This window comes from Thalassobaculum sp. (genome assembly GCF_040219615.1).
Lineage (GTDB): Bacteria > Pseudomonadota > Alphaproteobacteria > Thalassobaculales > Thalassobaculaceae > Thalassobaculum_A.
In genome coordinates, this window is sequence record NZ_JAVJSE010000020.1 from 1 (window position 1) to 25,117 (window position 25,117).

At 71.0% G+C, this 25,117-nt stretch carries 23 protein-coding genes and 1 pseudogene; 15 read left to right on the plus strand and 9 right to left on the minus strand.

The genetic code is table 11. The features are described from left to right. Positions 1 to 141, plus strand: a pseudogene (locus tag RIC31_RS12240) (IS5/IS1182 family transposase); the annotation flags it as partial. Here RIC31_RS12240 and RIC31_RS12245 read toward each other — a convergent pair. After that, the gene (locus RIC31_RS12245) at positions 138 to 1,346 is read right to left on the minus strand and encodes a hypothetical protein (protein ID WP_350107403.1); all 1,209 of its coding nucleotides are present in this window, start codon (positions 1,344 to 1,346) and stop codon (positions 138 to 140) included. The pseudogene RIC31_RS12240 and the gene RIC31_RS12245 overlap by 4 nt on opposite strands. Before the next feature lie 86 nt (positions 1,347 to 1,432). Between RIC31_RS12245 and RIC31_RS12250 the strand changes: the two genes are divergently transcribed. The 4 genes from RIC31_RS12250 to RIC31_RS12265 all read left to right on the plus strand — a co-directional run bounded on the left by RIC31_RS12250 (position 1,433) and on the right by RIC31_RS12265 (position 6,876). After that, on the plus strand, positions 1,433 to 2,290 hold the full coding sequence (locus tag RIC31_RS12250; protein WP_350107406.1) for a substrate-binding periplasmic protein: 858 nt from the start codon (positions 1,433 to 1,435) through the stop codon (positions 2,288 to 2,290). A 48-nt stretch (positions 2,291 to 2,338) separates the two neighbouring features. Beyond that, a complete protein-coding gene (locus RIC31_RS12255) occupies positions 2,339 to 3,910 on the plus strand; it encodes a sensor histidine kinase (RefSeq protein ID WP_350107411.1) in 1,572 nt (523 codons plus the stop codon). 132 nt (positions 3,911 to 4,042) lie between these two features. Continuing rightward, a complete protein-coding gene (locus RIC31_RS12260; protein ID WP_350107414.1) occupies positions 4,043 to 6,007 on the plus strand; it encodes a transglycosylase domain-containing protein in 1,965 nt (654 codons plus the stop codon). After that, positions 6,004 to 6,876 (plus strand): formate/nitrite transporter family protein, encoded by an 873-nt coding sequence (locus RIC31_RS12265; RefSeq protein ID WP_350107417.1) that lies wholly within the window; start codon positions 6,004 to 6,006, stop codon positions 6,874 to 6,876. The genes RIC31_RS12260 and RIC31_RS12265 overlap by 4 nt, the downstream gene beginning before the upstream one ends. A gap of 39 nt (positions 6,877 to 6,915) precedes the next feature. Here the strand turns inward: RIC31_RS12265 and RIC31_RS12270 are convergent, their stop codons facing one another. From RIC31_RS12270 to RIC31_RS12280, 3 genes are all read right to left on the minus strand, one after another. Further along, positions 6,916 to 8,115, minus strand: coding sequence for a multidrug effflux MFS transporter (locus RIC31_RS12270; RefSeq protein WP_350107420.1), 1,200 nt, complete (start codon positions 8,113 to 8,115; stop codon positions 6,916 to 6,918). Between the two features lie 227 nt (positions 8,116 to 8,342). Next, positions 8,343 to 9,068, minus strand: a complete 726-nt coding sequence (locus RIC31_RS12275; RefSeq protein WP_350107423.1) for a M48 family metallopeptidase — start codon at positions 9,066 to 9,068, stop codon at positions 8,343 to 8,345. Positions 9,069 to 9,131: 63 nt separating this feature from the next. Beyond that, entirely contained in the window at positions 9,132 to 10,331 is a 1,200-nt protein-coding gene (locus RIC31_RS12280) for a multidrug effflux MFS transporter (RefSeq protein WP_350107426.1), read from the minus strand. A gap of 188 nt (positions 10,332 to 10,519) precedes the next feature. Here RIC31_RS12280 and RIC31_RS12285 point away from each other — a divergent pair, with 188 nt between their 5' ends. From RIC31_RS12285 to RIC31_RS12295, 3 genes are read left to right on the plus strand one after another with little or no spacing between them, the layout of a single operon-like run. After that, the gene (locus RIC31_RS12285) at positions 10,520 to 11,431 is read left to right on the plus strand and encodes a cupin domain-containing protein (protein WP_350107429.1); all 912 of its coding nucleotides are present in this window, start codon (positions 10,520 to 10,522) and stop codon (positions 11,429 to 11,431) included. Positions 11,432 to 11,441: 10 nt separating this feature from the next. Then, positions 11,442 to 12,014, plus strand: coding sequence for a GNAT family N-acetyltransferase (locus tag RIC31_RS12290; protein WP_350107432.1), 573 nt, complete (start codon positions 11,442 to 11,444; stop codon positions 12,012 to 12,014). 25 nt (positions 12,015 to 12,039) lie between these two features. Continuing rightward, positions 12,040 to 12,579, plus strand: a complete 540-nt coding sequence (locus RIC31_RS12295) for a GNAT family N-acetyltransferase (RefSeq protein ID WP_350107435.1) — start codon at positions 12,040 to 12,042, stop codon at positions 12,577 to 12,579. A gap of 32 nt (positions 12,580 to 12,611) precedes the next feature. Here the strand turns inward: RIC31_RS12295 and ada are convergent, their stop codons facing one another. Beyond that, complete coding sequence (gene ada / locus RIC31_RS12300; RefSeq protein ID WP_350107438.1) at positions 12,612 to 13,733, minus strand: bifunctional DNA-binding transcriptional regulator/O6-methylguanine-DNA methyltransferase Ada; 1,122 nt, start codon at positions 13,731 to 13,733, stop codon at positions 12,612 to 12,614. Between the two features lie 137 nt (positions 13,734 to 13,870). On the opposite strand from ada, the gene RIC31_RS12305 reads away from it, so the two are divergent. From RIC31_RS12305 to RIC31_RS12315, 3 genes are all read left to right on the plus strand, one after another. Then, positions 13,871 to 14,386 (plus strand): GNAT family N-acetyltransferase, encoded by a 516-nt coding sequence (locus tag RIC31_RS12305; protein WP_350107441.1) that lies wholly within the window; start codon positions 13,871 to 13,873, stop codon positions 14,384 to 14,386. Positions 14,387 to 14,461: 75 nt separating this feature from the next. Then, positions 14,462 to 15,751 carry an MEDS domain-containing protein gene (locus tag RIC31_RS12310; RefSeq protein WP_350107444.1) on the plus strand — a complete coding sequence of 430 codons (1,290 nt, stop codon included), beginning with the start codon at positions 14,462 to 14,464 and terminating at the stop codon, positions 15,749 to 15,751. Continuing rightward, positions 15,735 to 16,133, plus strand: coding sequence for a response regulator (locus tag RIC31_RS12315; RefSeq protein ID WP_350107448.1), 399 nt, complete (start codon positions 15,735 to 15,737; stop codon positions 16,131 to 16,133). Before RIC31_RS12310 ends, RIC31_RS12315 begins: the two co-directional genes overlap by 17 nt. Before the next feature lie 100 nt (positions 16,134 to 16,233). Here the strand turns inward: RIC31_RS12315 and RIC31_RS12320 are convergent, their stop codons facing one another. From RIC31_RS12320 to RIC31_RS12330, 3 genes are all read right to left on the minus strand, one after another. After that, positions 16,234 to 17,205 carry a YobF C-terminal domain-containing protein gene (locus RIC31_RS12320; RefSeq protein WP_350107451.1) on the minus strand — a complete coding sequence of 324 codons (972 nt, stop codon included), beginning with the start codon at positions 17,203 to 17,205 and terminating at the stop codon, positions 16,234 to 16,236. Between the two features lie 199 nt (positions 17,206 to 17,404). Beyond that, positions 17,405 to 17,704: a MoaD/ThiS family protein gene (locus RIC31_RS12325; protein WP_350107454.1), complete on the minus strand. Its 300-nt coding sequence runs from the start codon at positions 17,702 to 17,704 to the stop codon at positions 17,405 to 17,407. Positions 17,705 to 17,706: 2 nt separating this feature from the next. Then, entirely contained in the window at positions 17,707 to 18,798 is a 1,092-nt protein-coding gene (locus RIC31_RS12330; RefSeq protein ID WP_350107457.1) for a WD40/YVTN/BNR-like repeat-containing protein, read from the minus strand. 397 nt (positions 18,799 to 19,195) lie between these two features. Here RIC31_RS12330 and ugpB point away from each other — a divergent pair, with 397 nt between their 5' ends. The 4 genes from ugpB to RIC31_RS12350 all read left to right on the plus strand — a co-directional run bounded on the left by ugpB (position 19,196) and on the right by RIC31_RS12350 (position 23,534). Further along, entirely contained in the window at positions 19,196 to 20,524 is a 1,329-nt protein-coding gene (gene ugpB, locus RIC31_RS12335) for a sn-glycerol-3-phosphate ABC transporter substrate-binding protein UgpB (RefSeq protein WP_350107460.1), read from the plus strand. An 88-nt stretch (positions 20,525 to 20,612) separates the two neighbouring features. Further along, positions 20,613 to 21,497, plus strand: coding sequence for a sn-glycerol-3-phosphate ABC transporter permease UgpA (gene ugpA / locus RIC31_RS12340; RefSeq protein WP_350107462.1), 885 nt, complete (start codon positions 20,613 to 20,615; stop codon positions 21,495 to 21,497). Position 21,498: 1 nt separating this feature from the next. Then, on the plus strand, positions 21,499 to 22,434 hold the full coding sequence (locus tag RIC31_RS12345; protein WP_350107465.1) for an ABC transporter permease subunit: 936 nt from the start codon (positions 21,499 to 21,501) through the stop codon (positions 22,432 to 22,434). Between the two features lie 11 nt (positions 22,435 to 22,445). Next, positions 22,446 to 23,534: a sn-glycerol-3-phosphate import ATP-binding protein UgpC gene (locus tag RIC31_RS12350; protein WP_350107468.1), complete on the plus strand. Its 1,089-nt coding sequence runs from the start codon at positions 22,446 to 22,448 to the stop codon at positions 23,532 to 23,534. 19 nt (positions 23,535 to 23,553) lie between these two features. Here the strand turns inward: RIC31_RS12350 and RIC31_RS12355 are convergent, their stop codons facing one another. After that, positions 23,554 to 24,993: a TrkH family potassium uptake protein gene (locus tag RIC31_RS12355; protein ID WP_350107471.1), complete on the minus strand. Its 1,440-nt coding sequence runs from the start codon at positions 24,991 to 24,993 to the stop codon at positions 23,554 to 23,556. Between the last annotated feature and the right edge of the window lie 124 nt (positions 24,994 to 25,117).

Genomic DNA, 25,117 nt, shown 5'->3' on the forward strand with positions numbered 1-25,117 from the left:
CTCGTCGAACGCTTCTTCAACCGACTCAAACACTTCCGGGCCATCGCAACCCGATATCACAAGCTCGCCAGAAACTTCCTCGCCGCCATCGCACTCGCATCCGCCAGACTCTGGATCAGGCAATATGAGTCCACGACCTAGACGATAACCCGGCCGAGAATATCGAGGAGCGGCTTCAGTTCCTCGGCGGTCAACCGGCCGTCCTCGGCGTGGCGGGTGCGCTGGCGCCACACCGCCACGCCGTGGTTCAGGGCCGAGATCGACGCCGCGATGTCCCAGAACAGAGTGGCCGAGTCCCGCAGGAACTCGATGAACGGACGGGCGTCGCCACCGCGCACGAACAGGTCCTCGTAGCCTTGATTGTAGATCCGCAGGATTTCAGAGCTGTTCCGCAGGTGGCGCGCGAAGGCTGTGGCGACCTCGCGCGCCGCGGCCGCCAGTTCCTCGCGCTCGGCCGCCTTGACGTAGGTCGTCGGAGCCGCCTTGCCGTGCATCCAGTCGGCGAAGCCGAGCAGCTGCTTCTGGCCGCGCTTGTACTGGTATTCGTAGTAGGTGACGCCCTTCCAGGAGTAGTAGATCTCGCCGGCCTGGGCCGGGTCGACCCGGAACGCGTCGGTAATCGGCTTGAGGTAGTCGAGGTCGCTGGCCTCCCACAGCTTCATGATGAAGCGCTCGCTCAACTCGGCGGCGTTCGGCGCGGCCGGGTCGACGACCCGCTCGGTGATCGGCCGGAACTTGCCCAGGATGTATCGCTTGATGTCCTGGAACTCCTCCTCCGAGATCGAGAAATAGGCGCCCGGTACCGTCATTTCCTCGAGCGCGACCCGGTCCTTCAGCAGGAAGGGGTCGAGCGACGGCAGGTCCACGATCAGGTCGAGCAGCCGCAGGTCCCGGCGGACGCCGTCGCTGTCGGCCCGCGAATCGAAGCCGGTGGCGTCGAACAGCGCCTGGATGCGGCCGCGGCCGTCCAGGTCGAAGCTCGTGCCGCCGCCGGCAATGTCGTCGGTGTCGTACGGGACGTAGACGACGGTTGCGATGTCGCCCTTCTCGACCCGGTTGTGGCTGTCGAGGCTGATGGTCCGCAACTTTCCATTGTCGATGATCTCGGCCGAGGTCACCAGCGGCGAGGACGGCGGCGGGGCGAACTCCTTCGGGCGCTTGATGAAGACCACCCGGTTCAGGCCGCGGTGGCCGAACAGCAGGCGGTCCGGTGGCGCGTTGCCGGCGGCGCCGGCGGTCTCCTCGAGCTGGCGGGTGATCGCCGCAACGTTGAGGATCCGACTGGCGCCGGAACTGAGGGTCTCGCGCAGGGACCGGTCGACGTCGGCCATCGGTTTGGTGATCACGTTGTGTTCAGCTTGATTCCATGCTTTCACACAGCGGTGGCAGCCGCAACGGCGCCCGGCGGGGCGCCGCGGTGGAGGAGTCCGTGATGGAAACGAATCGACACCATTGCGAGCGTCGGCCGGCCGTGTTGGCGCTCGTGCTTGCGGTCTGCCTCATGGTCTGGACGCCGACCGCGGTCCGGGCCGGGCCGCCGGCGGTGTTCGACGGCAGGCCGACGCTGGTGATCGTCTACGAGACCACCCCGAATCCCCCGCGCCACCTCGGCGAGGGGACCGCGATCGACTGGGGCCGGCCGGGCCTGACCATCGAGCTTCTGAAGCTCGTCGGCGAGCGGCTGCGGGTCAACCTCGACTTCAAGCGGGTGCCGTGGAAACGCGGCCTGCTCCTGCTGGAGACCGGCGAGGCCGACGCCATCTTTCATTCCAGCTACGTGGCCGAGCGCGAGGCGATCGGCGCCTATCCGAAGACCGCTTCCGGCGAGCCGGACGCGCGCCGGGCGATCTTCACCCAGTCCTATGTGCTGTTCGTCACCAAGGACAGCGGCGTGACCTGGGACGGCGCCACCCTCGGCGGCCTCGGCGGCCGCCCGGTCGGTGCCACCGCCGGATATTCGGTGGTGCGCGACCTGGAGCGCAGCGGCGTGGCGGTTCAGCCCGGACGCGTCCCGGCACTCAACCTGGCCAAGCTGCTCGAAGGACGGATTGCCGCCTATGCCGAACTCGAAGGCCTGGCGGACCAGATCATCCGGCAGGATGCCGAGCTGTTCCGGCAGGTCGTGAAGCTGCAGCCGCCGCTGATCACCAAGCCCTACTACCTGATGCTGTCGCGGCCGTTCGTGGCGCGCGATCCGGCCCTCGCCGACGCGGTCTGGGACGCCCTCGCCGACGTCCGGGCCTCGGAGGAGTTCCGAAAGCTCGAGGACCTCTATGCCGGCGGTTCCTGACGCATGACGGCTACCGTTCCGGAGCGTTCCCCGCAGGACGCAGGCGCGGTGCGCTCTCCGGTCACCCGGAAGCTGTTCAGGGCCGCGTTCCTGCTCTACCTCGGGGCGGCTGTCGCGATCACCGGTGCGTTCGTCGCCGAGGCCTGGTTCTCCGCCCGCGGCGATCTCGAGCGCGAGCTGTCGATATACCGTCGCACCCTGGAGGAGGCCCTGGCGGCTCCGCTGTGGTCGATCGACATCGAGAGCGCCACGGCGATCGCTGCCGGGATGCTGGAGAACCCCAACATCGCCGGGGTGCGGATCACCGACCATACCGGCACCCGTGACTTCGTCGCCGTCGGCCAGCCGACCCGGTCGACCGGCTGGCTGGGCGGCCCGATCACCGTCGAATTCCCGATCCATTACCGCCATGCCGTCGGCCGCGACCTGGTCGGAAGGGTGGCGCTGGCCGCCTCGCCGCTCACCCTGGCCGAGCGGCTGCGATGGCGGATCGGCCTGATCCTGGTCGCGGCGGTCCTGAAGACTGCGATCCTGTGGATGATCTTCGAACGGATCGGCCGCTCGATCCTGGTGCGCCCGCTGACCGGCCTGACCCGGGCAGTGCGGGCGGCCGGCAGCGGCCGGCTCGAGCAGGTGACCTTCGACGACGCGACCGCCGACGCGGCCGCCGGCACCGAGATCGAGGAACTGCGGAACGCCTACAACGACATGGTCGTCTCGCTCCGCCGGAGCCAGGGCGAGATCGCCGCCCTCAACCGCGAGCTCGAGGACCGGGTGGCGGATCGCACCAGGGCGCTCGAGGCCCGGGCCGCCGAACTGTCGGCGGCGGTGGCCCGGGCCGACCAGGCCCGTCGGCAGGCGGCCGCGGCCCTGCATGCGGCGCAGCGCGCCGGCCGGGCGAAATCGGAGTTCCTTGCGCTGGTCAGCCACGAGTTGCGGACGCCGCTCAACTCGATCCTCGGCTTTGCCGAACTCGTGCGCAGCCAGCTCGAAAGCGGCCGCAACGCCGAGCGGCTGCCGGAATACGCCGAGGCGATCCACAGCAGCGGCAGCCACCTGCTGGGGCTGATCAACGACATCCTCGACCTGTCGAAGATCGAGGCCGGCCAGATGGAGATCCATCCGGAATGGATCGATCCCGCCGGCGCCGCCCGCGCCGTCGTCGAGCTGATGCGCGAGCAGGCTGTGCGCAAGGGCCTGACCCTGGAGTGCCGGATCGACCCGGCGATCGGTCCGCTGAAGGCGGATCCCCGGCGGTTCCGGCAGATGCTGATGAACCTGCTGTCCAACGCCGTGAAGTTCACCGGGGAGTCCGGGACGGTGACGGTCGAAGCGCGGGTCACGCCGGAGGGCTGGATGGCGGTGTCGGTTGCCGACACCGGCATCGGCATGCGCGGCCAGGATATCGCCCGCGCCATGGAGCCGTTCGGCCAGATCGACGATCCCGCCACCCGCACCCAGCAGGGCACCGGGCTCGGACTGCCGCTGGTGGCGCGCATGGCGCGGCTGCACGGCGGGCGGCTGGCGGTCGACAGCACCCCCGGGGTCGGAACCACTGCGACCGTCTGGTTTCCGCCGGACAGCCGCCGGGACGTGCCGGAGTCCATGCGCCGGGCGTGATTCCGCAAGGGCGTGAGCCGGCGGGCGTCCCGGGACTACCAGGTCGAATCGGACAAATCGATGCTTTCATAGTTTTTTCATCGGCTTCCCAGTATAGTTTGAAGTAGTGCTTCAGAAACTGGGGGCGGGGTTATGGCCCGCACGACCGCAGCCGGCCGAAGGCCTGCCCGGAACGCGGCGGCCGGATCGAAGGCCCGGCCCAAATCGAGGTCCGGGTCGGCGACCGGCAAGCGCAGCAGGCGATCCGCTCCGCGACCGGGCGGCCTGACCGGCCGGCTGCTGCGGGCCGGACTGCTGTGGAGTGCGGTGGCCGGGCTGTGGGCGCTGGTGGCGGTCGCCGGGGTGCTGGTCTGGCAGGCCTACAAGCTGCCGGACATCGGCGACCTGGACCGCTACACCCGGGCCGGCGCGGTGCGCATGACCGGGGCCGACGGGCGGATGTTCGCGTCCTTCGGACCGATCTACGGCGATCCCCTGACGGTCGCCGAGCTGCCGCGCCACCTGGTGCAGGCGGTGATCGCCACCGAGGACCGCAGGTTCTACGATCATCCCGGCATCGACCCGATCGGCCTGGCGCGGGCCGCCTGGACCAACCTGATGGCCGGGCGCGTCGTGCAGGGCGGCAGCACCCTGACCCAGCAACTCGCCAAGAACGTCTTCCTGACCGCCGACCGCAGCCTGGAGCGCAAGCTGCAGGAACTGCTGCTCGCGTTCTGGCTCGAGCGCAACTTCAGCAAGGACGAGATCCTCGCGATCTACCTGAACCGCGTGTATTTCGGCGCCGGCGCCTATGGCGTCGACGCCGCCGCCCGCAAGTATTTCGGGATTCCGGCGAGCCGTCTCGGCCTGGCGGAATCGGCGCTTCTGGCCGGCCTGCTGAAGGCCCCGAGCCGCTACAACCCGGCGGTGGCGCCGGAACGCGCCGGCAAACGCACCTCGGTGGTGCTGGCGAACATGGTCGACGCCGGCTATATCGACCGCGATGCCGCCAGGGCGGCGGCCGGGCAGCCGATCGCCATCGCCGGGCCGGCCGGGCGCGGCTCCGGCCCACGCTACTTCGCCGACTGGGTGTATGACAGCCTGCCCGACTTCGTCGGCCGGCCGGCCAGCGACCTCGAGGTGATCACCACCCTCGATCCCGGGCTGCAGGCGATCGCCGAGCGCGCGGTTTCCGAGGGACTGGCGGCCGCCCGCAACGCCGACGGCCTGCAGGCGGCCCTGGTCGTGCTCGATCCGGCGAGCGGCGCGGTACGAGCCCTGGTCGGCGGCCGCGACTACGGCGACAGCCAGTTCAACCGCGCGGTCCAGGCGCGCCGGCAGCCCGGCTCGGCGTTCAAGCCCCTGGTATTCCTGGCCGCCCTGGAGGCCGGCTGGTCGCCCTCCGACTCGATCGACGACGCGCCGATCCGCATCGCCGGCTGGGCGCCGGAGAACATCGACGGCAAGTTCGACGGCCGGATCACCCTGGCCCAGGCGCTGGCGCGTTCGCGCAACGCCGCCACGGTGCGGCTGCAGGAGACCGTCGGCCGCGGCCGGGTGCGCGCCCTGGCCGAGCGATTCGGCCTGTCCGGGCCGCTGCCCGAGGGCCCCAGCCTGGCGCTCGGCACCGGCGAGGCCAGCCCGCTAGAGGTCGCCGGGGTCTACGCCGCCATCGCCAACGGCGGGCGGGCGGTACTCCCCTTCGCGGTCGCCGGGGTCCGCGACCGCGAAGGCCGGCCGCTCTACGAACGCTCCGGCTCCGGCCTGTCGGCGGTGGTGTCGCGGCGCTCGGCCGCCGCCCTGACCGACATGCTGGCCGGCGCCGTCGCCGCCGGCACCGGCAAGGCGGCCCGGCTCGACCGGCCGGCCGCCGGCAAGACCGGCACCACCCAGGATCACCGCGACGCCTGGTTCGCCGGCTTTACCGCCGATCTGGTGGCGGTGGTCTGGGTCGGGCGCGACGATAACGCGGCGATGGACAAGGTCACCGGCGGCGGCCTGCCGGCCGACATCTGGAAGCGCTTCATGACGGCGTCGCACAAGGGCTGGCCGGAGCGGCCGCTGCCCGGCCTGCGCGAGCAGCAGGCCAGCCTGGCCGGGGAGCGGCAGCCGCGATGACCGACCGGTCCGACTCGAACCCCCGGTCCGCGGCCGGGGTCGAGGCCCTGCTGCCGCCGGAGACCGCCAGGGCCTGCGAGGCTGCCGGGACCGCCAAGGCGGCGCGCGACGCCGCGTCCCTGGTGGTCCTGGGCGTGCTGGCCGGCGCGTTCATCGCCTTCGGGGCGCTGTTCATGACCGTGGCGGTCACCGGGTCCGGCGACCTGCCCTGGGGGGTGGCCCGGCTGCTCGCCGGCCTGGCTTTCTCGCTCGGCCTGATCCTGGTGATCGCCGGCGGCGCCGAGCTGTTCACCGGCGACTGCCTGATGATCGTCGCCGCCGCCAGCCGGCGGATCACGGTCGCGGCGCTGCTGCGGGCCTGGGGGTTGGTCTATGCCGGCAATGTGATCGGCGCGGTCGCGACGGCGGCCCTGGTGTTCCTGGCCGGCCAGCACGGCTTCGCCGGCGGGGCGGTCGGCCGGACCGCGCTGTCGGTCGCCGCGGCCAAGGCGGCGCTGCCGACCGTCCAGCTGTTCTTCCTGGCGGTGCTCTGCAACGTCCTGGTGTGCCTGGCGGTGTGGATGGCGCTCGGCGCCCGCAGCACCGCCGGCAACGTTCTGGTGATCGTGCCGCCGGTTGCGGCCTTCGTCGCCGCCGGGTTCGAGCACTCGATCGCCAACCTGTACTTCCTGCCCTACGGCCTGGCGATCAAGGAGTGGGCCGGGCCGGGGTTCTGGGCCGCGATCGGTCAGACCGCCGCTGACTACCCGGCGCTGACCGTCGCCGGCGCGCTGCACAACGTCGCGGTCGCGACGGTCGGCAACCTGATCGGCGGCAGCCTGATGGTTGGCGCGGTCTACTGGTTCGTGTATCTGCGCCGCCGGTCGTAGGGGCGCCGGTCGTGGGGGCGCCGGTCGTGGGGGCGCCGGTCAGCTACGCAGCCGCAGCGGCCAGACGATCACCCGGAAGCTCAGCAAGGTCAGCAGCGAGGCCAGCGCGATGCCCGTGGCCATCGGCCGCGCCGTGCCGTCGAAAGCGTAGCCGATGCCGAGCCCGACCGCCGCCGCCACCCCCATCTGGCTGAAGCCGAGCAGCGCCGAGGCGGCCCCGGCCATGGTCGGGAACGGCCCGATGGCCCCGGCCTGGCAGTTCGGGAACACCAGCCCGACCCCGAACATCGCCACGATCTGCGGGAGCACGATGGTGGCGACCGTGGCTTCGCCGGCCCAGGCGAAGCCGGCCATCGCCAGCCCGGCCGCCGTCGACACCGCCGCTCCGGCCAGGATCAGCCGGTCGATCCCGACCTTCCGGCCGAACCGGCCCGACAGGAAGGTGCCGGACATGTAGCCGATGACCATGGTGGCGAAGCACATGCCGTACAGGTCGGCAGACAGCCCGACCACCTCGATCAGCACGAAGGACGAGCCGGAGATGAAACTGAAGATCACGCTGTAGCAGGCCGAGATCGTGGCGACGTAGCCGAGGTAGCCGCGGTGCGACAGCAGCGCCCGGTAGCTGTGCAGCAGGCCGCGCAGCGAGGTGGCGTGCGGGTTCCGGTGGGCGTTGGTCTCGTCCAGCATCAGCAGCACGCCGACCAGGGCGAGGCCGGAGAACGCGGTCAGCACCCAGAACGTCGCCTGCCAGCCATAGGCGACCTGCAGCCAGCCGCCGGCGATCGGCCCGATCGCCGGGGCCAGCGCCATCGCCGTGCCCATGTAGGACAGCACCGTGGCCGCGCGGTCGCGGCCGTAGACGTCGCGCACCACCGCCCGGCCCAGCACCGGCCCGGCGCAGCAGCCGACGGCCTGCAGCACCCGGGCGGCGATCAGCCATTCGATGCTCGGCGCCAGCGCGCAGGCGACCGAGGCCAGCAGGTAGACGGTGATGGCGCCGATCAGCACCGGCCGCCGCCCGAACCGGTCGGACAGCGGCCCGTAGGCCAGCATCGCCACCGCGAACGCCACCAGGAAGGCGCTGAGCGTCAGCTGCACCGTCGGCACGTCGCTCCCGAAATCGGTGACCAGGGCCGGCAGCGACGGCAGGTACATGTCGGTCGAGATCGGCCCGAACGCGACCAGCGTGGTCAGCAGGGCGGCGACCGCGACGGAATCGGGGCGGGGGCGGTTCATCGGGGATCCGGCAGGGCGGTACGGGAACACCCGGATACGCTCGCGCGCGGGTGGGTGCAAGGCCTGTGGGGGACGGAGCGGCGGGTGGGTTCCGGATGAGCCGCACTTTGTGCGTCGCTCCGGAATGACGACAGAAGAGGTCAGATCCCTCCTTCGTCATTCCGGCCGCCCTCAGCGCGAGCCGGAACCCACCCGCCGCTCCGGCGTCGGCCGGATCCGCCCCGGCCTCACCCGTAGGCGTGCAGCTTGCCGCCGTGGCGCTTCAGCCAGGTCCGCTCGGCCTGGTAGCCGGGCATCAGCCGCTCGACCAGCCGCCAGAACCGCGGCGAGTGGTTCATCTCGACCAGATGCGCCGCCTCGTGCGCGACCACGTAGTCGAGCACCGGTTCCGGCGCCAGCATCAGCCGCCAGGAGAATGACAGGTCGCCGCGCGCCGAGCAGCTGCCCCAGCGCGAGGCGGTGTCGCGCACCGTGATCCGGCCGACCGCGCGACCCAGGCCGGCGGCGTGCGCCCGGGCCCGCGGCGCGATCTCGCGCCGGGCCTCGGCCTTCAGGAAATCGGTGACCCGGCGGGCCAGGTGCTCGCCGTGGCCGGCGGCGTGCAGTTCGGCCGACCCGTCGGGGTCGACCAGCCGCCAGACGCCGCCGCGCTGGTCCGGGCGATGGCGGATCCGGTGCGGCACCCCGAGGATCGGGATCTCGGCGCCGTCGACGAAGCCGATGCGGGCCGGCAGCCGGGCTAGCCGCAGCCGCAGCCAGCCGAGATGCCGGCGCGCGAAGTCGGCCCCGACCTCGGGCGCCACCCCGGCCGGCAGCACCAGTTCCGGGCCGCCGCGCGCCGGGTCGACGCGCAGCAGCATCCGGCGCGCCCGCGCACTGCGGCGGGTCGGCAGGCTGAACTCGGTGCCGTCGGTGTCGGTGATGACGATCGGTGCGATCGGGGCCGCGGGCATGGTCCCGTAAGGGCTGGAGACGATGGCGGCGATCCTAGCTGATTCGCGGCGCCGCGTCGTGGCTCACACGGCGCGCTTCGGCAGCAGGATCTCCTGCGACAGGAAGCACAGCAGGCCGCAGGCGAAGAACACCATCCCCATGATCAGGTGGTGGTCGCCCTCGATCCGGCTGACCGCCAGCGAGGCGAGCACGGCGGTGCCCATCTGGGTGAAGCCCATCAGCGCCGAGGCCGAGCCGGCGATGTAGGGGAAGCCCTGCAGGGAGCCGGCCATGGCGCTCGGGATGCCGATGCCCATGCCGAACAGGAACAGCGTCATCGGCGCGATCACCCCGACGGTCGACAGGTGGCCGGCCAGCGGGATGGCCAGCAGCAGCGCGCCGCTCGCCAGCACCACGATCGAGCTGGCCCGGACCATGCGCCGGATGCCGAGCCGCGGCGCCAGCCGGGCGGCGGTGAGGCTGCCCGAGAGGAAGCCGAACACGTTGAACAGGATCAGCAGGCCGTAGGCCTGCGGCGACCAGCCGAGCTCGGTCATCAGCACGAAGGGCGAGCCGGTCTGGTAGGCCATCAGGCAGCCGAACATGCCGCCGATCGTCAGGATGTAGCCGAGATAGCTGCGGTCGCGCAGCAGCCGGCCGTAGTTGCGCAGCATCGGCACCAGCTGCATGGCGTCGGGCACCTTGCCGCGCGTGGTCTCCGGCAGCCGGGCCGCGGCGATGGCGGCCAGGACCAGTCCGACCACCGCCAGCAGCACGAAGTTCGAGCGCCAGCCGAAGAAGGCGTGCAGCTGCCCGCCGATCGACGGGGTGATCGCCGGCGAAAGCGACATCGCCAGCGCGATGTAGGACATGACCTTGGCGGATTCCGCGCCCTCGGTGGTGTCGCGGACCACCGAGCGCGACACCACCTGGCCGGCGCAGGCGCCGATCGCCTGGAAGAACCGGAACGCGATCAGCTGCTCGACGGTCTCGGCCATGGCGCAGGCAGCCCCGGCGGCCGTGAACACCGCCAGCCCGATCAACAGGGTCGGGCGCCGGCCGAACCGGTCGGTCACCGGCCCCCAGACCAGCTGGCTGACCGCGAATCCGGCCACGAACATTGTGAGGGTGAGCTGGACCTGGCCGACGGTCGTGCCGAGGGATTCCGCCATCGTCGGCATCGACGGCAGGTACAGGCCCATGGACATCTGGTTGAGCGCCACCATGAAGGTAAGCAGCGCGATCGAGCCGGGATCGGTGGCCCGGAAGGTGCTGGGTGGCATCGGGGAGTCCGGGACTGTGCCCAACCGATATAGGACGCGCCTTGCTGCGGTGCAACGAGGGTTTGCCGCGACGCCGCCGCCGGCCGCGCGCTAGGCTGGCGCCAGAGACCCTGGAGGCCGCCATGTCATCGACCGTTCCCGTCCGTCCCGCAGCAACCCCCGTCGCAGGCCCTGCCGCCGGCGCCCTGATGGGCGATCCGCCGGTCCGGGCCGCCACCGCCGCCCAGGCCCGGGCCCGGTTCTTCAACTCGGCCAACGCCTTCAATCTCAAGCTGCCGGCGGTGCCGCGCGCCCGGTTCGACGCCGCCCGCGACGCCGCACTCGCCGATGCCGCCGGGACCGGGGCCTACCCGATGGACCAGTCGGCGGCCTTCGGCTGCGGGTTTCCGGCGACCACGCCGCTGGTGCTGGCCCGCTACCTGCGGATCGGCGCCGGCGAGACCCTGTCGACCCGCTTCGCGGCCAGCGGCGAGGTGCACTACGCGATCGCCGGCAACGGCGAGACCCGGGTGGCGGGCGAGACCATCGCCTGGGGACCGGGCGACGTCATGGTGCTGCCGGGCGGCGAGGCGGTCGAGCACCGCGCCACCGGCGGCGCGGCGGCGGTGCTGTGGACCGTTACCAACGAGCCGGCGCTGGCCTTCGAGCGGCTGAACCCGCCGGCCGCAGGGGCCGCCGCGGTCGACCCGGTGCATTACCCGGCGGCCGAGATCGCCCACCAGATCGAGGTGCTGCAGGCCCTGCCGGCGGCCGCCGACCAGGCCGGGGTGGCGCTGATCTTCTCGGCCGAGCGCACGGCGGACAGCCGCAACGCCATGCCGTCGCTGACCCTGGCGCTGAACACCCTGGCGCCCGGCATGCACCAGCGCGCGCACCGGCACAACGCCGCCGCCATCACCCTGTGCGTCGAGGGCGAGGGCTGCTTCTCGATGATCGACGGCCATCGCATCGACTGGTCGCCCTTCGCCACCATGGTGACGCCGCCGGCCGAGGTGCACAGCCATCACAACGGCGGGCCGCGGCTGGCCCGCTTCCTGATCGTCCAGGACGGCGGCTGGCACTACCACGCCCGTACCATGGGCTTCGAGTTCGCGGAGTGAGGGAGCGGCCGTGAGCGGCGCCCGGGACCCGGCGGGCGGGACCGCCGAGGTCCGGTTCCCGGAGATCCTGGACCCGGGCGGCACCGTGCTTCGCCGGCTGCGGCTGTCCGACGCCGAAGCGGTTTTCGAGCGCTATGCCGCCGACCCGGCGGTCACGCGCTGGCTGAGCTTCCGCACCCACCATGACGTCGAGGACGCCCGCGGCTTCTGCGCCCTGATGGAAAGGCAGTGGGAGGCCGGCAGGGTGTTCGCCTACGCCCTGCTCGAGCCCGGCGACCCGCGGCCGTTCGGCACCGTCGATGCCCGGGTCGACGGGTTCCGTGTCGCCTTCGGCTATGCCATGGCCCGCGACCGCTGGAGCCGCGGGCACGCCACGCGGGCGCTGGCCGCCCTGGTCGAGGTCGCGCTGGCGCAGCCGGGGGTCTGGCGGGCCTGGGCGGTCTGCGATGCCGAGAACCCGGCATCGGCCCGGGTCATGGAGAAGGCCGGGATGAGCTACGAGGGCCGGCTGCGACGCTGGCACGTGGCCCCGAACCTGTCGCCGGAACCGCGCGACTGTCTCGTCTACGCCCGGGTGCGTTAGGATCGGTCCCGGGAGGGACGGATCCATGGATATCGCGGTTCCCGAGCGCATCGCGCTCGACGGCATGGTGCTGCGCCGGGCGCTGGTGAGCGACGCCACCGCACTGTTCGAGGCCTATGCCCGCGACCCGGAGGCTACCCGGTATCTGGCGATCCGCACGGTGACGGCGGTCGAGCAGACCCAGGAGTTCCTGGTGCGCTGCCAGCGCGACTGGGATTCCGGCCACACCTTCGTGTTCGTCATGACCCTGCCGGAGGACGACCGGCCCTTCGGGGCCATCGACATGCGGATCGAGGAGTTCCAGGCCAGCTTCGGCTACGCGCTGGCCCGCTCGCACTGGGGCCGCGGCCACGCCTCGACGGCACTGGCGGCGCTGGTCGAGCTGGCGCTGGCGCAGCCGGGGATCTGGCGGGCCTGGGCGTTCTGCGACGCCGGGAACTCCGCCTCGGCCCGGGTCATGGAGAAGGCCGGGATGCACTTCGAGGGCCGGCTGCGGCGCTGGCACGTCGCCCCCAACCTGTCCGACGAGCCGCGCGACTGCCTGGCCTACGCCAAGGTGAAGTGAGGGCGCGAAAGTGAAGCGGGGGCGACGGGCGGCTATCCCCGGCCGGCCGCCGCCCGCTCGGCCTCCAGCAGCGCCCGCTTGCGCTCCACCCCCCAGCGGTAACCGCGCATGCTGCCGTCGGTGCCGATGGCGCGGTGGCAGGGCACGATCAGCGCCACCGGGTTGTTGGCGCAGGCGCTGGCGGCAGCCCGCACCGCCTTCGGCCGGCCGGCGGCGGCTGCCAGTTCGGAATAGCTCCGGGTCTCGCCCATCGGGATCGCCTTCAGGGCCTCCCAGACCTGGCGCTGGAAGGCGGTGCCGCGGACGTCGACCGGCAGGGCGGCGTGCGGCTCGCGGCCGCCGAGCGCGGCGGCGACCTCGGCCACCGTCTCGCCCAGGCCGTCCGGGTCGGCGGCCAGCGCGGCCTTCGGGTAGTCTCCCTGCAGTTCGGCCAGCAGCAAGTCGTCGCGGTCGCCGATGCCGACGAAGCAGATGCCGGCGGCGGTGGCGCCGACGATCACCCGGCCGAGTGCGGTGTCGGCGAAGGCGTAGGCGATGACCGCCCCCTCGCCGCCCTTGCCGTAGCTGGCCGGGGTCATGCCGAGCTGGGCGCCGGCCTTCTCGTACAGCCGGCTCGAGGAGCCGTAGCCGGCACCGTACAGCGCCGAGGCCACGCCCTCGCCGGCCTTCAGGTTGGCCTTCAGCCGGCCGACCCGGCGGGCGTCCCAGTACTGCCGCGGGGTGATGCCCATGACCGCCTTGAAGGTGCGCTGCAGGTGGAACGGGCTGAGCCCGGCGGCCTCGCCGAGTTCCTCAAGGGTCGGGGCGGTGTCCTCCGCCGCCTCGATCAGCCGGCAGGCGGCACGCACGGCGTCCAGGCGGGCGTCGCGCGGCGCCGAGGCGTCGGGGTTGCAGCGCCGGCAGGCCCGGAAGCCGGCGGCCCGCGCCTCCTCGGGACGCAGGAAGAACCGCACGTTCTGCCGCTTCGGGGTACGCGAGGGGCAGTGCGGCCGGCAGTAGATGCCGGTCGACGTCACCGCCAAGATGAACCGGCCGTCGGCCGCCCGGTCGCGCGCCTCCACCGCCCGGTAGCGGGCGTCGTCGTCGGCGTAGCGGGGATCCGGCTCGGACTTCAGGACCGTCATGGGCGGGATGGTAGCGGATTGGGCGTTCACGGTCGCCTCCATGGCTCGTCGCATGCCGCCAAGATGGCCGCAACGCCGACCGGCTGCGCTCCGGTTCTTGCGCCGGCGGTGAGAATGTTGCGACAGTCGCTTGCCCGGATCCCGGATCGGCGGTATCCGCCGACCGCATGACCGTGATCGTCACCCCCCGCCTGATCCTCCGGCGCGCCCGGCCGTCGGACCTGGACGACCTGCACGCGGTGATGAGTCATCCCGAGGCCATGCGCTACTGGTCGACGCCACCGCATGGCGATATCGCCCAGACCCGCGATTTCCTGGCCGCCATGATCGCGGGAACGCCGGACGACAGCGACGACTTCATGGTCGAGCTGCCGGCGGCCGGCGGCAGGGTGATCGGCAAGGCCGGCTGCTGGCGGGTCCCGGAGATCGGCTACATCCTGCATCCCGACTTCTGGGGACGCGGGCTGGCGCGCGAGGCGCTGGAGGCGATCCTGCCGCATGTCTTCGCACGCTTCCCGGTCGACGCGCTCACCGCCGACGTCGATCCCCGCAACGCCGCTTCGCTCCGCCTGCTCGCCCGCCTGGGGTTCCGCGAGACCGGCCGGGCCGAGCGGACCTGGCTGGTCGGCGACGCATGGTGCGACAGCGTCTACCTGGCGCTGCCGCGGCCGGCCGCGGGCTGAGGCCGGGCCCGCCCGGGAACCGCCCGCTTTCCCGGTGCGTTGGGACAGCCGAAGACAGAACCTGGAGAATTCGAGATGCAGGTCCAGTCCGGAATCGCGCCGATCGGCCGGGTCGAGTGGGGCACGCATTTCTGCCACTTCTACAAATCCGCCGCCGATCTCGCCGAGACGCTCGTCCCGTTCTTCAAGGCCGGGCTGGAGTCCAACGAGCGTTGCCTCTGGGTGACGGCCGCGCCGCTCGGCAAGGAGCAGGCGCGGGCCGCGCTGAATGGCCATGTTTCCGGCCTCGATCGCCGGATCGCGAGTGGGCAGATCGCCATCTACGACCATGCGGAGTGGTATGCGCGCCACGGCGGCGGCGATCCGAAGGCGATCGCGCAGCTGTGGGTCGACACGACGGAGGAGGCCCTGCGCCGCGGCTATCGCGGGCTCCGGATCACCGGCAACACGGCGTTCCTGGACAGTGGTTCCTGGGATGGTTTCATCGACTACGAGTCCTATCTGCGCGAGGCCTTCGAGGGCCAGCGGCTGCTGGCGCTGTGCAGTTACGACGCCGAGCGCTGCGACGCCGACGCGGTGCTCGACGTGGTGCATGCCCATGATTTCGCCCTGGCCCGCCGGCGCGGCGCCTGGGAGGTCGTGGAGCACGCCTCGGTCAAGCGCTCGCGCGAGGCGCTGGAGTCGCTGAACACCGAGCTGGAGCAGCGGATCGAGGCGCGGACCCGCGAGCTGAGCGGCGCCCTCGCGCACCAGCGGATGATGACCGCCGAGCTCAGCCACCGGGTCAAGAACACCATCGCCAGCGTTCAGGCGCTGGTCGACCGCAGCCTTCGGGGCGGCGGGTCGTTCGAGGACGCCCGGGCCACCATCCGCGGACGCCTGTTCGCACTGGCCCGGGTGCACGACCTGCTGGCGGCGGCCGACTGGCACGGCGTCGGCCTGCGCGAGTTGCTGGAAGCGGTGCTCGCGCCCTACAACGGCCGGATCCGGCGGGCGGTCGACGAGGTCTGGCTGAACCCGCGGGCGGCGCTCGGCCTCGCCATGATGGCCCACGAGCTGGCGACCAATGCCGCCAAATACGGGGCGCTGAGCGGCCGGGAAGGCGGCGTGGCGGTGCTGGCCGAGGCCGCCGCCGGCGAGCCGTCCACCCTCGAGCTGAGCTGGCGCGAAACCGGCGGGCCGCGGGTCGAGCGGCCCGGGCGCGAAGGCTTCGGGACCCGCCTGATCCGGCGGATCGCGACCCACGACCTGCGCGGTGAGTGCGAGCTGGCCTTCGACCGCGCCGGCCTGGCGTGCACGGTGCGGGTGCCGGTCCGGGAGATCCTGGCGACGGCGACGGCATGCCCCCATGGCAGCCTCCATTAGGCAGGCGCCGGGCCGGGCCCTCCTGGTCGAGGACGAACTGCTGGTCGCCGTCCATGTCGAGGAACTGCTGGAGCAGGTCGGCTACGTCCGGGTGGCGATCGCCGCCCGGGTGGAGGAGGCGCTGGTGGCGCTGGCGGCCGGGCCGGACCCGACGGTGGCGGTGCTGGACGTCAACCTGGCCGGCGAGCAGAGCTGGCCGGTGGCGCGCGAGTGCCGGCGCCGGGGCATCCCCTGGGTGTTCGTGACCGGCTATCTGGAGAGCCACGCCGCGGTGCCGGCGGACCTGGCGGGCGCGGTGCTGCTGGCGAAGCCGCTGGGCCGCGAGGAACTGGCGGCGGGTCTGGCGCGGGCGGCCGCGGCCTCGGAGCCCGGCGGACGCTGACGGCCGTCGTCAGGCTTCGGGGGTTGCTGCGGCGCCCGGAACTTTCTCGCCTGGTCCGGGATCGGCCAGACACCGCCCGGCCGGTGCGCCGCGTCCCTGGTCAACCGGCCGGCGGAAGGTCTTCGATGGCCTTGCGGATCGCGGATTCCAGTCCGGCCAGCCGCACCAGGGAGTCGGCGGCGGACGGCGCCTCGCCGCGGGCGAGGTTCGAATGGCAGGCGCCGAACAGGCGGGCCTGCCGCCGCTTGAGGTCGACGAGTTCGGGGTTCAGCCTCTCGAAGAAGGTGGCGAAGTCGAGCGCTCGCTTGGCGCCGAGCGGCAGGGCGAAGCGCAGCAGGTGCCCCGACTGTGCCGGGGTCAGGCCTGAGCCGCGCACCAGGCCGGCCACGTACTCGATCGCGGCGGCGTCGGTCAGGCAGCCGGCCGCGGGGGCGAGACGGTCGGCTTCGGCGTAGAGCCTCCGGAAGGCCACGACGGCGGCCGCCGCGAGCGCGTCGGCACCGGGCCGGGCCACCCGCCGCGGCCGTGTCCAGTAGCGGTAGCCGCCACGCCTGTAGCCGATCTCGTCGGCCCGCCATGCCGCGTCCAGCCCGGCGACCGGGATGGTCGCCTCGGCAAAGCCGGCGGGATCGTAGACGACGGCCCGGGCGGCTTCCATGCGGACCGCCAGGACATAGTGATCGATGCCGGGCGACGCCGGCCGGCCCGGATTGTAGGACAGCAGGGACATGTCGAGCGGGCCGAGGATCGCCGGCGAACCCGCCAGCACCGCCGACAGCTCGGCCAGCGGCGCCGCCCCCGGTCCGTCGGACGCGTGCTCGTCGAACTCGAAGCCGAGGAGGGTCAGCGCCCGGGAGATGCCGGAATCCGGCGGGCCCGCCAGGCTGCTGAAGAACGGCAGGCCACCCGCGGTGGCCGCCTCCGGTGCGACGAAGGCCCCGAGCCCGACCCCGGACAGTACCTCGATCAGGCGCGGCGAGACCTCCTCGCCGATCGCCGAGAGAAGCATCGCCGTGGAGTTGGCGTAGCAGTACCAGCCGCCGTCGTGGAAGGTGATGGGGTGTCCGGCCATTGCAGAGCCTTACCGGGTCGAGCCGGCTCCATCGTGGCGAAATCTGCGCCATCGGTCACGGCTACCCGTTGCCCGGGGCGGTCGACATCAGCCGTCTCGGTTCCGCGGAGACCGCCGCGCTATCCGGCCTCTCACCGGCACCTCCAGGTAGGGAACACCCTTTCATTGGTGAGCCCTGCCCTGCCGGTCAAGACGGCCGTCAGCCCCCGCTGACCGCGGTCATCACGATCACCGTCGATCCCTCGCGCAGCCGCGTCTCGAGCGCCGCGCGCTCGCCGTCGACGAACACGTTCATGTGCCGGCGGATCGCCGGGCGGGAGTCGCGGATGCGATCGGCCATGCCCGGCCAGCGCGCGTCCAGGCCGTCGATCGCCTCGGCCACGCAGGCGGCCCGCAGCTCGACGCGCCGGGGCGCGCCGGGGAACAGCCGCTGCAGCACCCCCGGCAGGATCGCCACCACGCCCGGGGTGTTCGCCGGCGGGTTCGCGGACGCCGTCACGGTCAGCCCTCCAGCACCATGGTCTCGACCGACAGGATGGTCGGCAGGTGCTCGGCGATGCAAGCCCAGCCCTCGCCCTCGTCGGCACTGGCGTAGAGCGACCCGGAGCTGCTGCCGAAATACACCCCGGCGGGGTCCAGCCGGTCGGTCGCCATGGCCTGGCGCAGCACCCCGAAATACACGTTCTCCTGGGGCAGGCCGCGGCGCAGGTCCTGCCAGGTCGCGCCGCCGTCGCGGGTGCGCCAGACCGCGGCGCTGGCGTCCGGCACGGTGCGGCCGGCGGTGTCGCCGTTCAGCGGCAACAGGTACAGGGTGTCCGGGTCGCGCGGATGGGCGGCCGCCGGGAAGCCGAAACTCGACGGCAGGCCGGCCTCGACGCTGTGCCACTGCCGGCCGCCGTCGTCGCTGCGGTACATGCCGCAGTGGTTCTGCTGGTACAGCCGCTCCGGCAGGCCCGGCGCCATCACCAGGCAGTGCACGCACTGGCCGACCTCGGGGTAGCGCATGCCCTCGGGCATGAAGTCGCAGCGCGTGCCGTGGTTGCGCGGCTCCCAGGTGGCGCCGCCGTCGGCGGTATGGAACACCCCGGCCGTCGAGATGCCGACCCAGAGGCGGCGGTCGTCCTCAGGGTGCGGGACCAGGGTGTGAAGGATCAGCCCGCCGCCGCCCGGCTGCCAGTCGGGACGGCTGGGGTGCTCGCGCAGGCCGGCGACGTGGAACCAGGTCGCGCCGTCGTCGTCGCTGCGGAACAGGCCGGCGGGCTGCACCCCGGCATACAGCGGTCCGCCGGCCTGCCGGGCCGGAGCCAGGCTCCAGACCGCCTTGATCGGCTCCTCGCCGGCCGCATAGGCCAGGCCGTCGCTGGAGTGGCTCCAGCTGGCGCCCAGGTCGTCGGTCCGCCACACCGCGGGCCCGAACCACTCGTTGCCGCCGCCGGCCCACACCGTGCCGGTCGTCGGGTCGCCGGCGACGTGGTTGATCGGCCAGGATTCGCAGAACGGGCCGCGCAGGGTCCAGTCGCGGCGATCACGGTCGCTTTCGAAAATGAACGCACCCTTCTTGGTCCCGATCAACAGCAGGACTCGCGTCGCCATTCCGACCTCCCTCGGCAAGTGGTGTTCCCGATATTATTAAGTTGATATCAACTATATGCTGTCCCGTCAAACCCCCGGGCTGCGCGCTGGCCGCCGACGGCACGCCGGTGGTCGGCGCCGGCCGTAGGATCGTGTGGATTAACGGAAGCGTCACAAACACTTCACCGATCGGTCATCGACCGCCAATAGGGTCGCGCCAACCCTGCGCGCCGGGCCGTTCCGACCGAGCGTGCGCGTGTCCCCGGGAGCAGCCGGAACTGGCGGCGATCCGGTGTTCGAATCCGAAAATCTCGGATGGACGCGCCGCACGCTTCGACTACTATGGAAGGGATGGCCGGATCGTGGGGGACGATCCGTCCCGATTGCTGACGACAACCCCCAAAAGGGAGACGATTTCATGACGTTTCACCGGAAACTCGCCGCCGTGGCGGCGGGCGCCTTTGCCCTGACCGCCGCGGGTCAGGCATTCGCGCAGACCGAGGTCCAGTGGTGGCACGCGATGGGCGGCAAGCTCGGCGAGAAGGTCGAGTCGATCGCCGCCGGCTTCAACGCCAGCCAGAAGGACTACAAGGTGGTGCCCGTCTACAAGGGCAACTACACCGAGACCATGACCGGCGCGATCGCCGCGTTCCGGGCCAAGAAGCAGCCGCACATCGTGCAGGTGTTCGAGGTCGGCACCGCCACCATGATGGCGGCCAAGGGCGCGATCTATCCGGTCTACCAGCTCATGAAGGACGCCGGCGCCGAGTTCGATCCGGGCGCCTACCTGCCGTCCGTCACCGGCTACTACTCGGACACCGACGGCAACATGCTGTCGATGCCGTTCAACAGCTCGACGCCGGTCCTGTACTACAACAAGACCGCCTTCGCGAAGGCCGGCCTGGATCCGAACACGCCGCCGAAGACCTGGCCCGAGGTCGGCGAGTTCTCCAAGAAGCTGCAGGCCGCCGGCATGGCGTGCGGGTTCACCACCGGCTGGCAGAGCTGGGTGCAGATCGAGAACTTCTCGGCCTGGCACAACGTGCCGATCGGCACCAAGGAGAACGGCTTCGCCGGTCTCGACACCGAGTTCAAGATCAACAGCCCGCTGCATGTGAAGCACATCGCCCAGCTCGCCGAGTGGCAGAAGACCAAGATCTTCGACTACGGCGGGCAGCGGTCCGACAGCGCTCCGAAGTTCTACAATCAGGAGTGCGCCATGTACATGAACAGCTCGGCCGCCCAGGCCGGAATCAAGGCCAACGCCAAGGACTTCGAGTTCGGCGTCGGCATGCTGCCGTACTGGCCGGACGCGGCGGGCGCGCCGCAGAACTCGATCATCGGCGGCGCCACCCTGTGGGTGCTGCAGGGCCACAAGGCGGCCGAGTACAAGGGCGTCGCGGCGTTCTTCAACTACCTGTCCTCGGCCGAGGTCCAGGCCGACTGGCACCAGTTCACCGGCTACCTGCCGATCACCACGGCGGCCTACGAGCTGAGCAAGAAGCAGGGCTTCTACGAGAAGAACCCGGGCACCGACGTGTCGATCAAGCAGATGACCATGAAGGCGCCGACCGCGAACTCCAAGGGCCTGCGGTTCGGCAACTTCGTGCAGATCCGCGACCTGTTCAACGAGGAGCTGGAGTCGGTGTGGTCCGGCAAGAAGACCGCCCAGCAGGCCCTCGACTCGATGGTGGAGCGCGGCAATGCCATGCTCCGCAAGTTCGAGAAGGAGAACAGCGGCTCCTGACCGGATCCGCTGACCGGCGCGCGCACGGGGCCCCCGGGCCCCGTGCGGCGTCATTCCATGCCGTCGAAAGAGCAGCGGGTCCGCCGTCGTGATCAAGCGCGTTACCTTCCGGCACAAGTGGCTGCCCTACGCCCTGCTGGCGCCGCAGCTGCTGATCACGCTGGTGTTCTTCATCTGGCCGGCCAGCCAGGCGCTGTACCAGTCGGTGCTGCAGCAGGACGCCTTCGGGCTGCGCGTCGAGTTCGTCGGGCTCGACAACTTCGCCTACCTGTTCTCCGACCCGTACTATCTGGAGTCCTTCGAGATCACGATGGTGTTCAGCGTGGCGGTGGCCGGGCTGTCGCTGTCGTTCGCGCTGCTGCTGGCGGTGATGGCCGACCGCATCATCAAGGGGGCCACGACCTACAAGACCCTGCTGATCTGGCCCTATGCGGTGGCGCCGGCGGTCGCGGGCGTGCTCTGGTACTTCATGTTCAACCCGGCGGTCGGGATCAACGCCTGGCTGCTGCGCACGCTGTTCGGCTACGACTGGAACCACCAGATCCATGGCAGCGACGCGCTGATGCTGGTGGTCATCGCCGCGGCGTGGAAGCAGATCAGCTACAACTTCCTGTTCTTCCTGGCCGGCCTGCAGGCGATCCCGCGCTCGCTCATCGAGGCGGCCGCGATCGACGGCGCGTCGCCGCTCAAGCGGTTCTGGACGATCATCTTCCCGCTGCTGAGCCCGACCACCTTCTTCCTGCTGGTGGTCAACATCGTCTACGCCTTCTTCGACACCTTCGGCACGATTCACGCGACCACCCGCGGCGGCCCGGCCGGCTCGACCAACACGCTGGTCTACAAGGTGTTCAACGACGGCTTCATCGGCCTGGACCTCGGCGGGTCGGCGTCGCAGTCGGTGGTCCTGATGGCCATCGTGGTGATGCTTACCGTGGTGCAGTTCCGCTATATCGAGCGACGGGTGGAGTACTGACATGGTCGAGAACCGCCCCTGGCTGACGGTCGTCTCCCATGTCGTGCTGATTCTCGGCATCGGCGTCGTGGTGCTGCCGCTGTGGGTGGCGGTCGTGGCCTCGACCCATGCCGGCGAGGACCTGCTGACCGCGCCGATCCCGATGTGGTTCGGCGGCCACGCCGTCGAGAACTACTCGCAGATGCTGAGCACCGGCATGCAGCATGTCTCCGGCCAGCCGCTCACCCTGATGCTGTTCAACAGTCTGGTGATGGCGCTGACCATCGCGCTCGGCAAGATCGCGATCTCGCTGATCGCCGCCTTCGCGATCTGCTACTTCCAGTTCCCGTTCCGCATGACCTGCTTCTGGGTGATCTTCATCACACTGATGCTGCCGGTCGAGGTGCGGATCCTGCCGACCTACGAGGTGATCGCCAACGTCTTCACGCCGGTCGTCAAGCTGCTGAACCTGCTTGGCATGGAAGGCAGCGAGATCGTGCTGCCCGGCTTCACGATCGACCTCGACCTCAGCATGCTCGACAGCTACGCCGGCCTGACCCTGCCGCTGATCGCCTCGGCGACCGCCACCTTCCTGTTCCGCCAGTTCTTCCTGACGGTCCCGGACGAGCTGACCGAGGCGGCGCGGATCGACGGCGCCGGGCCGATGAAGTTCTTCCGCGACATCCTGCTGCCGCTGTCGCGCACCAACATCGCGGCGCTGTTCGTGATCCTGTTCATCTACGGCTGGAACCAGTACCTCTGGCCGCTGCTGATCACCACCGACCCGGGCTACGTCACCATCGTCATGGGCATCCAGCGCATGGTGAACGTCGCCGACATCGAGCCGCAGTGGAACCTGGTGATGACCGCGACCGTACTCGCCATGCTGCCGCCGGTGGCGGTGGTGATCGGCATGCAACGGCTGTTCGTCAAAGGCCTGGTAGAAACCGAGAAATAGGAACGCGGCGTATGGCGGAACTGCAGATTTCGGGCGTCGAGAAGGTCTACCCGAACGGCTTCAAGGCGATCCACGGGATCGACCTGGAGGTGACCGACGGCGAGTTCATCGTGCTGGTCGGCCCGTCGGGCTGCGGCAAGTCGACCCTGCTGCGGATGATCGCCGGCCTGGAGACCGTCAGCGCCGGTACCATCCGGATCGGCGACCGGGTGGTGAACGAGCTGGAGCCGGCCGACCGGGACATCGCGATGGTGTTCCAGAACTACGCCCTGTATCCGCACATGTCGGTCTACCAGAACATGGCCTACGGCCTGCGCAACCGCGGATTCCCGAAGGCCGCGATCGAGGAGCGGGTGCAGAAGGCGGCCGGCATCCTGCAGCTGAACGGCCTGCTCGACCGCCGTCCGCGCCAGCTGTCCGGCGGCCAGCGCCAGCGCGTCGCCATGGGCCGGGCGATCGTGCGCGAACCCTCGGCCTTCCTGTTCGACGAGCCGCTGTCCAACCTGGACGCCAAGCTGCGGGTGCAGATGCGGGTCGAGATCAAGCAGCTGCAGCGCCGGCTCGGCACCACCAGCGTCTACGTCACCCACGATCAGATCGAGGCCATGACCATGGCCGACCGGCTGGTGGTCATGAACGCCGGCGTCGCCGAGCAGATCGGCACGCCGATCGAGCTCTACGACCACCCGAGCAGCGTGTTCGTCGGCGGCTTCATCGGCTCGCCGGCGATGAACTTCCTGCCGGCCCAGGTCGATACCGACGGCCGCCACCTGCTGCTGTCCAACGGCGCCCGGCTGGTGCTGCCGATGGACGGCCCGCAGGCCGAGCCGAACCGCCAGGTCACCGTCGGGGTCCGGCCCGAGCACCTGATCCCGTCGGACGACGCGGTGCTGAAGCTCGAGGTCGAGCTGGTCGAGCATCTCGGCGCCGACACCCTGCTGTACGGCGAGGCTTCCGGCGTCGACGGCAAGGGCGAGGGCGGCCTGATGACGGTCCGGGTGCCGGGCCATCAGGCCCTGGCCATGGGCACCATGGTCGGACTGGCCGCCGACCCGGCGCATCTGCACCTGTTCGACGCGGTCACCGGCAAGCGGCTCTGAGCGGCGGCCGGACGGGCGCTCAGCGGCGCCAGAAGCCCGGGTCCAGCATCACCAGCACGGTCAGCAGTTCCAGCCGGCCGAGCAGCATGGCGAAGGCCAGGATCCACTTGGCGGCATCCGGCAGCGGCGCGAAGGTGCCCGACGGCCCGGCGATGCCGCCGAGCGCCGGCCCGACATTGGTGATCGCGGTGGCGGCGCCCGAGAAGGCGGTGACCAAATCGACCCCGGTGGCGGTCAGCGCCACCGTGGTCAGCGACGTCACGCCGCCGAGCAGCAGGATGAAGGCGCCGACCCCCTGCACCACCTCCGGGCCGACCGGCCGGCCCTGATAGACCTGGGCGATCACCCGGTGCGGTCGGATCATCTCCTGGACGATGATGTGGAACCGCCGCAGCAGCACCTGCCAGCGGAAGATCTTCACGCCGCCGGCGGTCGAGCCGGTGCAGCCGCCGCAGAACGTCAGCATCAGCACGGTCGAGGCCGCCAGCGGCCCCCACAGCTGGTAGTCGTGGGAGGCGTAGCCGGTGGTGGTGATCACCGAGGCCACCGTGAAGATGCCGTGGCGGATCGAGTCGTGCAGGCCCAGGCCGGCCTGCGTCGCCGTGAACGCCAGGATCAGCCCGCCGACCAGCACCACGCCCAGCATCGGCGGGATCTGGCTCCACGGCACGAAGCCCGAGGTGCCGCGCACCACCTGGACGTAGAGCAGGAACGGTACCGCACCGGCCAGCATGAACACCACCGACAGCCACTGCGCGGTCGCCGAGAAGGCGCCGAACGACATGTCGTGGGTCGAGTAGCCGCCGGTCGAGACCGTGGTCATGGCATGGTTCAGGGCCTCGAAGCCGCTCATTCCGGCCAATCCGTAGCCGATCGCCGAAACCGCGGTCAGGCCGACATAGATGCCCAGCAGCCAGGTCGCCATCTCGCGCGGGCGGGCCAGGATCTTGTCCGAGGTGTCCGAGGATTCCCGTTTCATCAGCTGCATGCCGCCGACCTTCAGCAGCGGCAGCACCGCGACCGCCATGGCGACGATGCCGATGCCGCCGACCCACTGCAGCAGCGACCGCCACAGCAGGACCCCGGGCGGCAGGCCGTCGAGCCCGGTGAGCACGGTCGAGCCGGTGGTGGTGAGCCCGCTGACCGCCTCGAAATAGGCGTCGGCCAGCGACAGGTTCGGCACCGTCCACATGAACGGCAGGGCGGCCACCAGCGGCAGCACGATCCAGACCCCCGAGGTCAGCAGGTAGGCCTCGCGCAGCCCCAGCTTCAACGGGGTACCGCGGGTCGCCAGCATGGCGGCGGCGCCGAGGAAGGCCGGGACCGCCACGCAAGGCAGGTATTCCGCCGCGTGGTCGGCGTCCAGCCACAGCTCGACCAGAGCCGGCACCACCATGGTGGCCGCCAGGACCAGCACGAGAATGCCGCCGATGAACACGACGGGACGGAATTCGGGCATCGACGGACCCTCGAACGGAGGACCGGTCTCGGACGAGGTCCTCGGGCGGGCGGGAGAGTGCTCCCGGCCGCCCCGAATCGCAAGCCCCTATGCTGCGACTGCGAACAGGCTACGGCGCACCACC

Bases quoted from the DNA above. Each gene is read 5' to 3' on its own strand.
- RIC31_RS12315 (WP_350107448.1), top strand. From the start codon at position 15,735: ATGGCAGCCTCCATTAGGCAGGCGCCGGGCCGGGCCCTCCTGGTCGAG.
- RIC31_RS12270 (WP_350107420.1), bottom strand. From the start codon at position 8,115: ATGAACCGCCCCCGCCCCGATTCCGTCGCGGTCGCCGCCCTGCTGACC.
- RIC31_RS12345 (WP_350107465.1), top strand. From the start codon at position 21,499: ATGGTCGAGAACCGCCCCTGGCTGACGGTCGTCTCCCATGTCGTGCTG.
- RIC31_RS12280 (WP_350107426.1), bottom strand. From the start codon at position 10,331: ATGCCACCCAGCACCTTCCGGGCCACCGATCCCGGCTCGATCGCGCTG.
- RIC31_RS12275 (WP_350107423.1), bottom strand. From the start codon at position 9,068: ATGCCCGCGGCCCCGATCGCACCGATCGTCATCACCGACACCGACGGC.
- RIC31_RS12265 (WP_350107417.1), top strand. From the start codon at position 6,004: ATGACCGACCGGTCCGACTCGAACCCCCGGTCCGCGGCCGGGGTCGAG.
- RIC31_RS12295 (WP_350107435.1), top strand. From the start codon at position 12,040: ATGGATATCGCGGTTCCCGAGCGCATCGCGCTCGACGGCATGGTGCTG.
- RIC31_RS12260 (WP_350107414.1), top strand. From the start codon at position 4,043: ATGGCCCGCACGACCGCAGCCGGCCGAAGGCCTGCCCGGAACGCGGCG.
- RIC31_RS12355 (WP_350107471.1), bottom strand. From the start codon at position 24,993: ATGCCCGAATTCCGTCCCGTCGTGTTCATCGGCGGCATTCTCGTGCTG.
- RIC31_RS12250 (WP_350107406.1), top strand. From the start codon at position 1,433: ATGGAAACGAATCGACACCATTGCGAGCGTCGGCCGGCCGTGTTGGCG.
- ugpB (WP_350107460.1), top strand. From the start codon at position 19,196: ATGACGTTTCACCGGAAACTCGCCGCCGTGGCGGCGGGCGCCTTTGCC.
- RIC31_RS12310 (WP_350107444.1), top strand. From the start codon at position 14,462: ATGCAGGTCCAGTCCGGAATCGCGCCGATCGGCCGGGTCGAGTGGGGC.
- RIC31_RS12320 (WP_350107451.1), bottom strand. From the start codon at position 17,205: ATGGCCGGACACCCCATCACCTTCCACGACGGCGGCTGGTACTGCTAC.
- RIC31_RS12285 (WP_350107429.1), top strand. From the start codon at position 10,520: ATGGGCGATCCGCCGGTCCGGGCCGCCACCGCCGCCCAGGCCCGGGCC.
- RIC31_RS12350 (WP_350107468.1), top strand. From the start codon at position 22,446: ATGGCGGAACTGCAGATTTCGGGCGTCGAGAAGGTCTACCCGAACGGC.
- RIC31_RS12330 (WP_350107457.1), bottom strand. From the start codon at position 18,798: ATGGCGACGCGAGTCCTGCTGTTGATCGGGACCAAGAAGGGTGCGTTC.
- RIC31_RS12305 (WP_350107441.1), top strand. From the start codon at position 13,871: ATGACCGTGATCGTCACCCCCCGCCTGATCCTCCGGCGCGCCCGGCCG.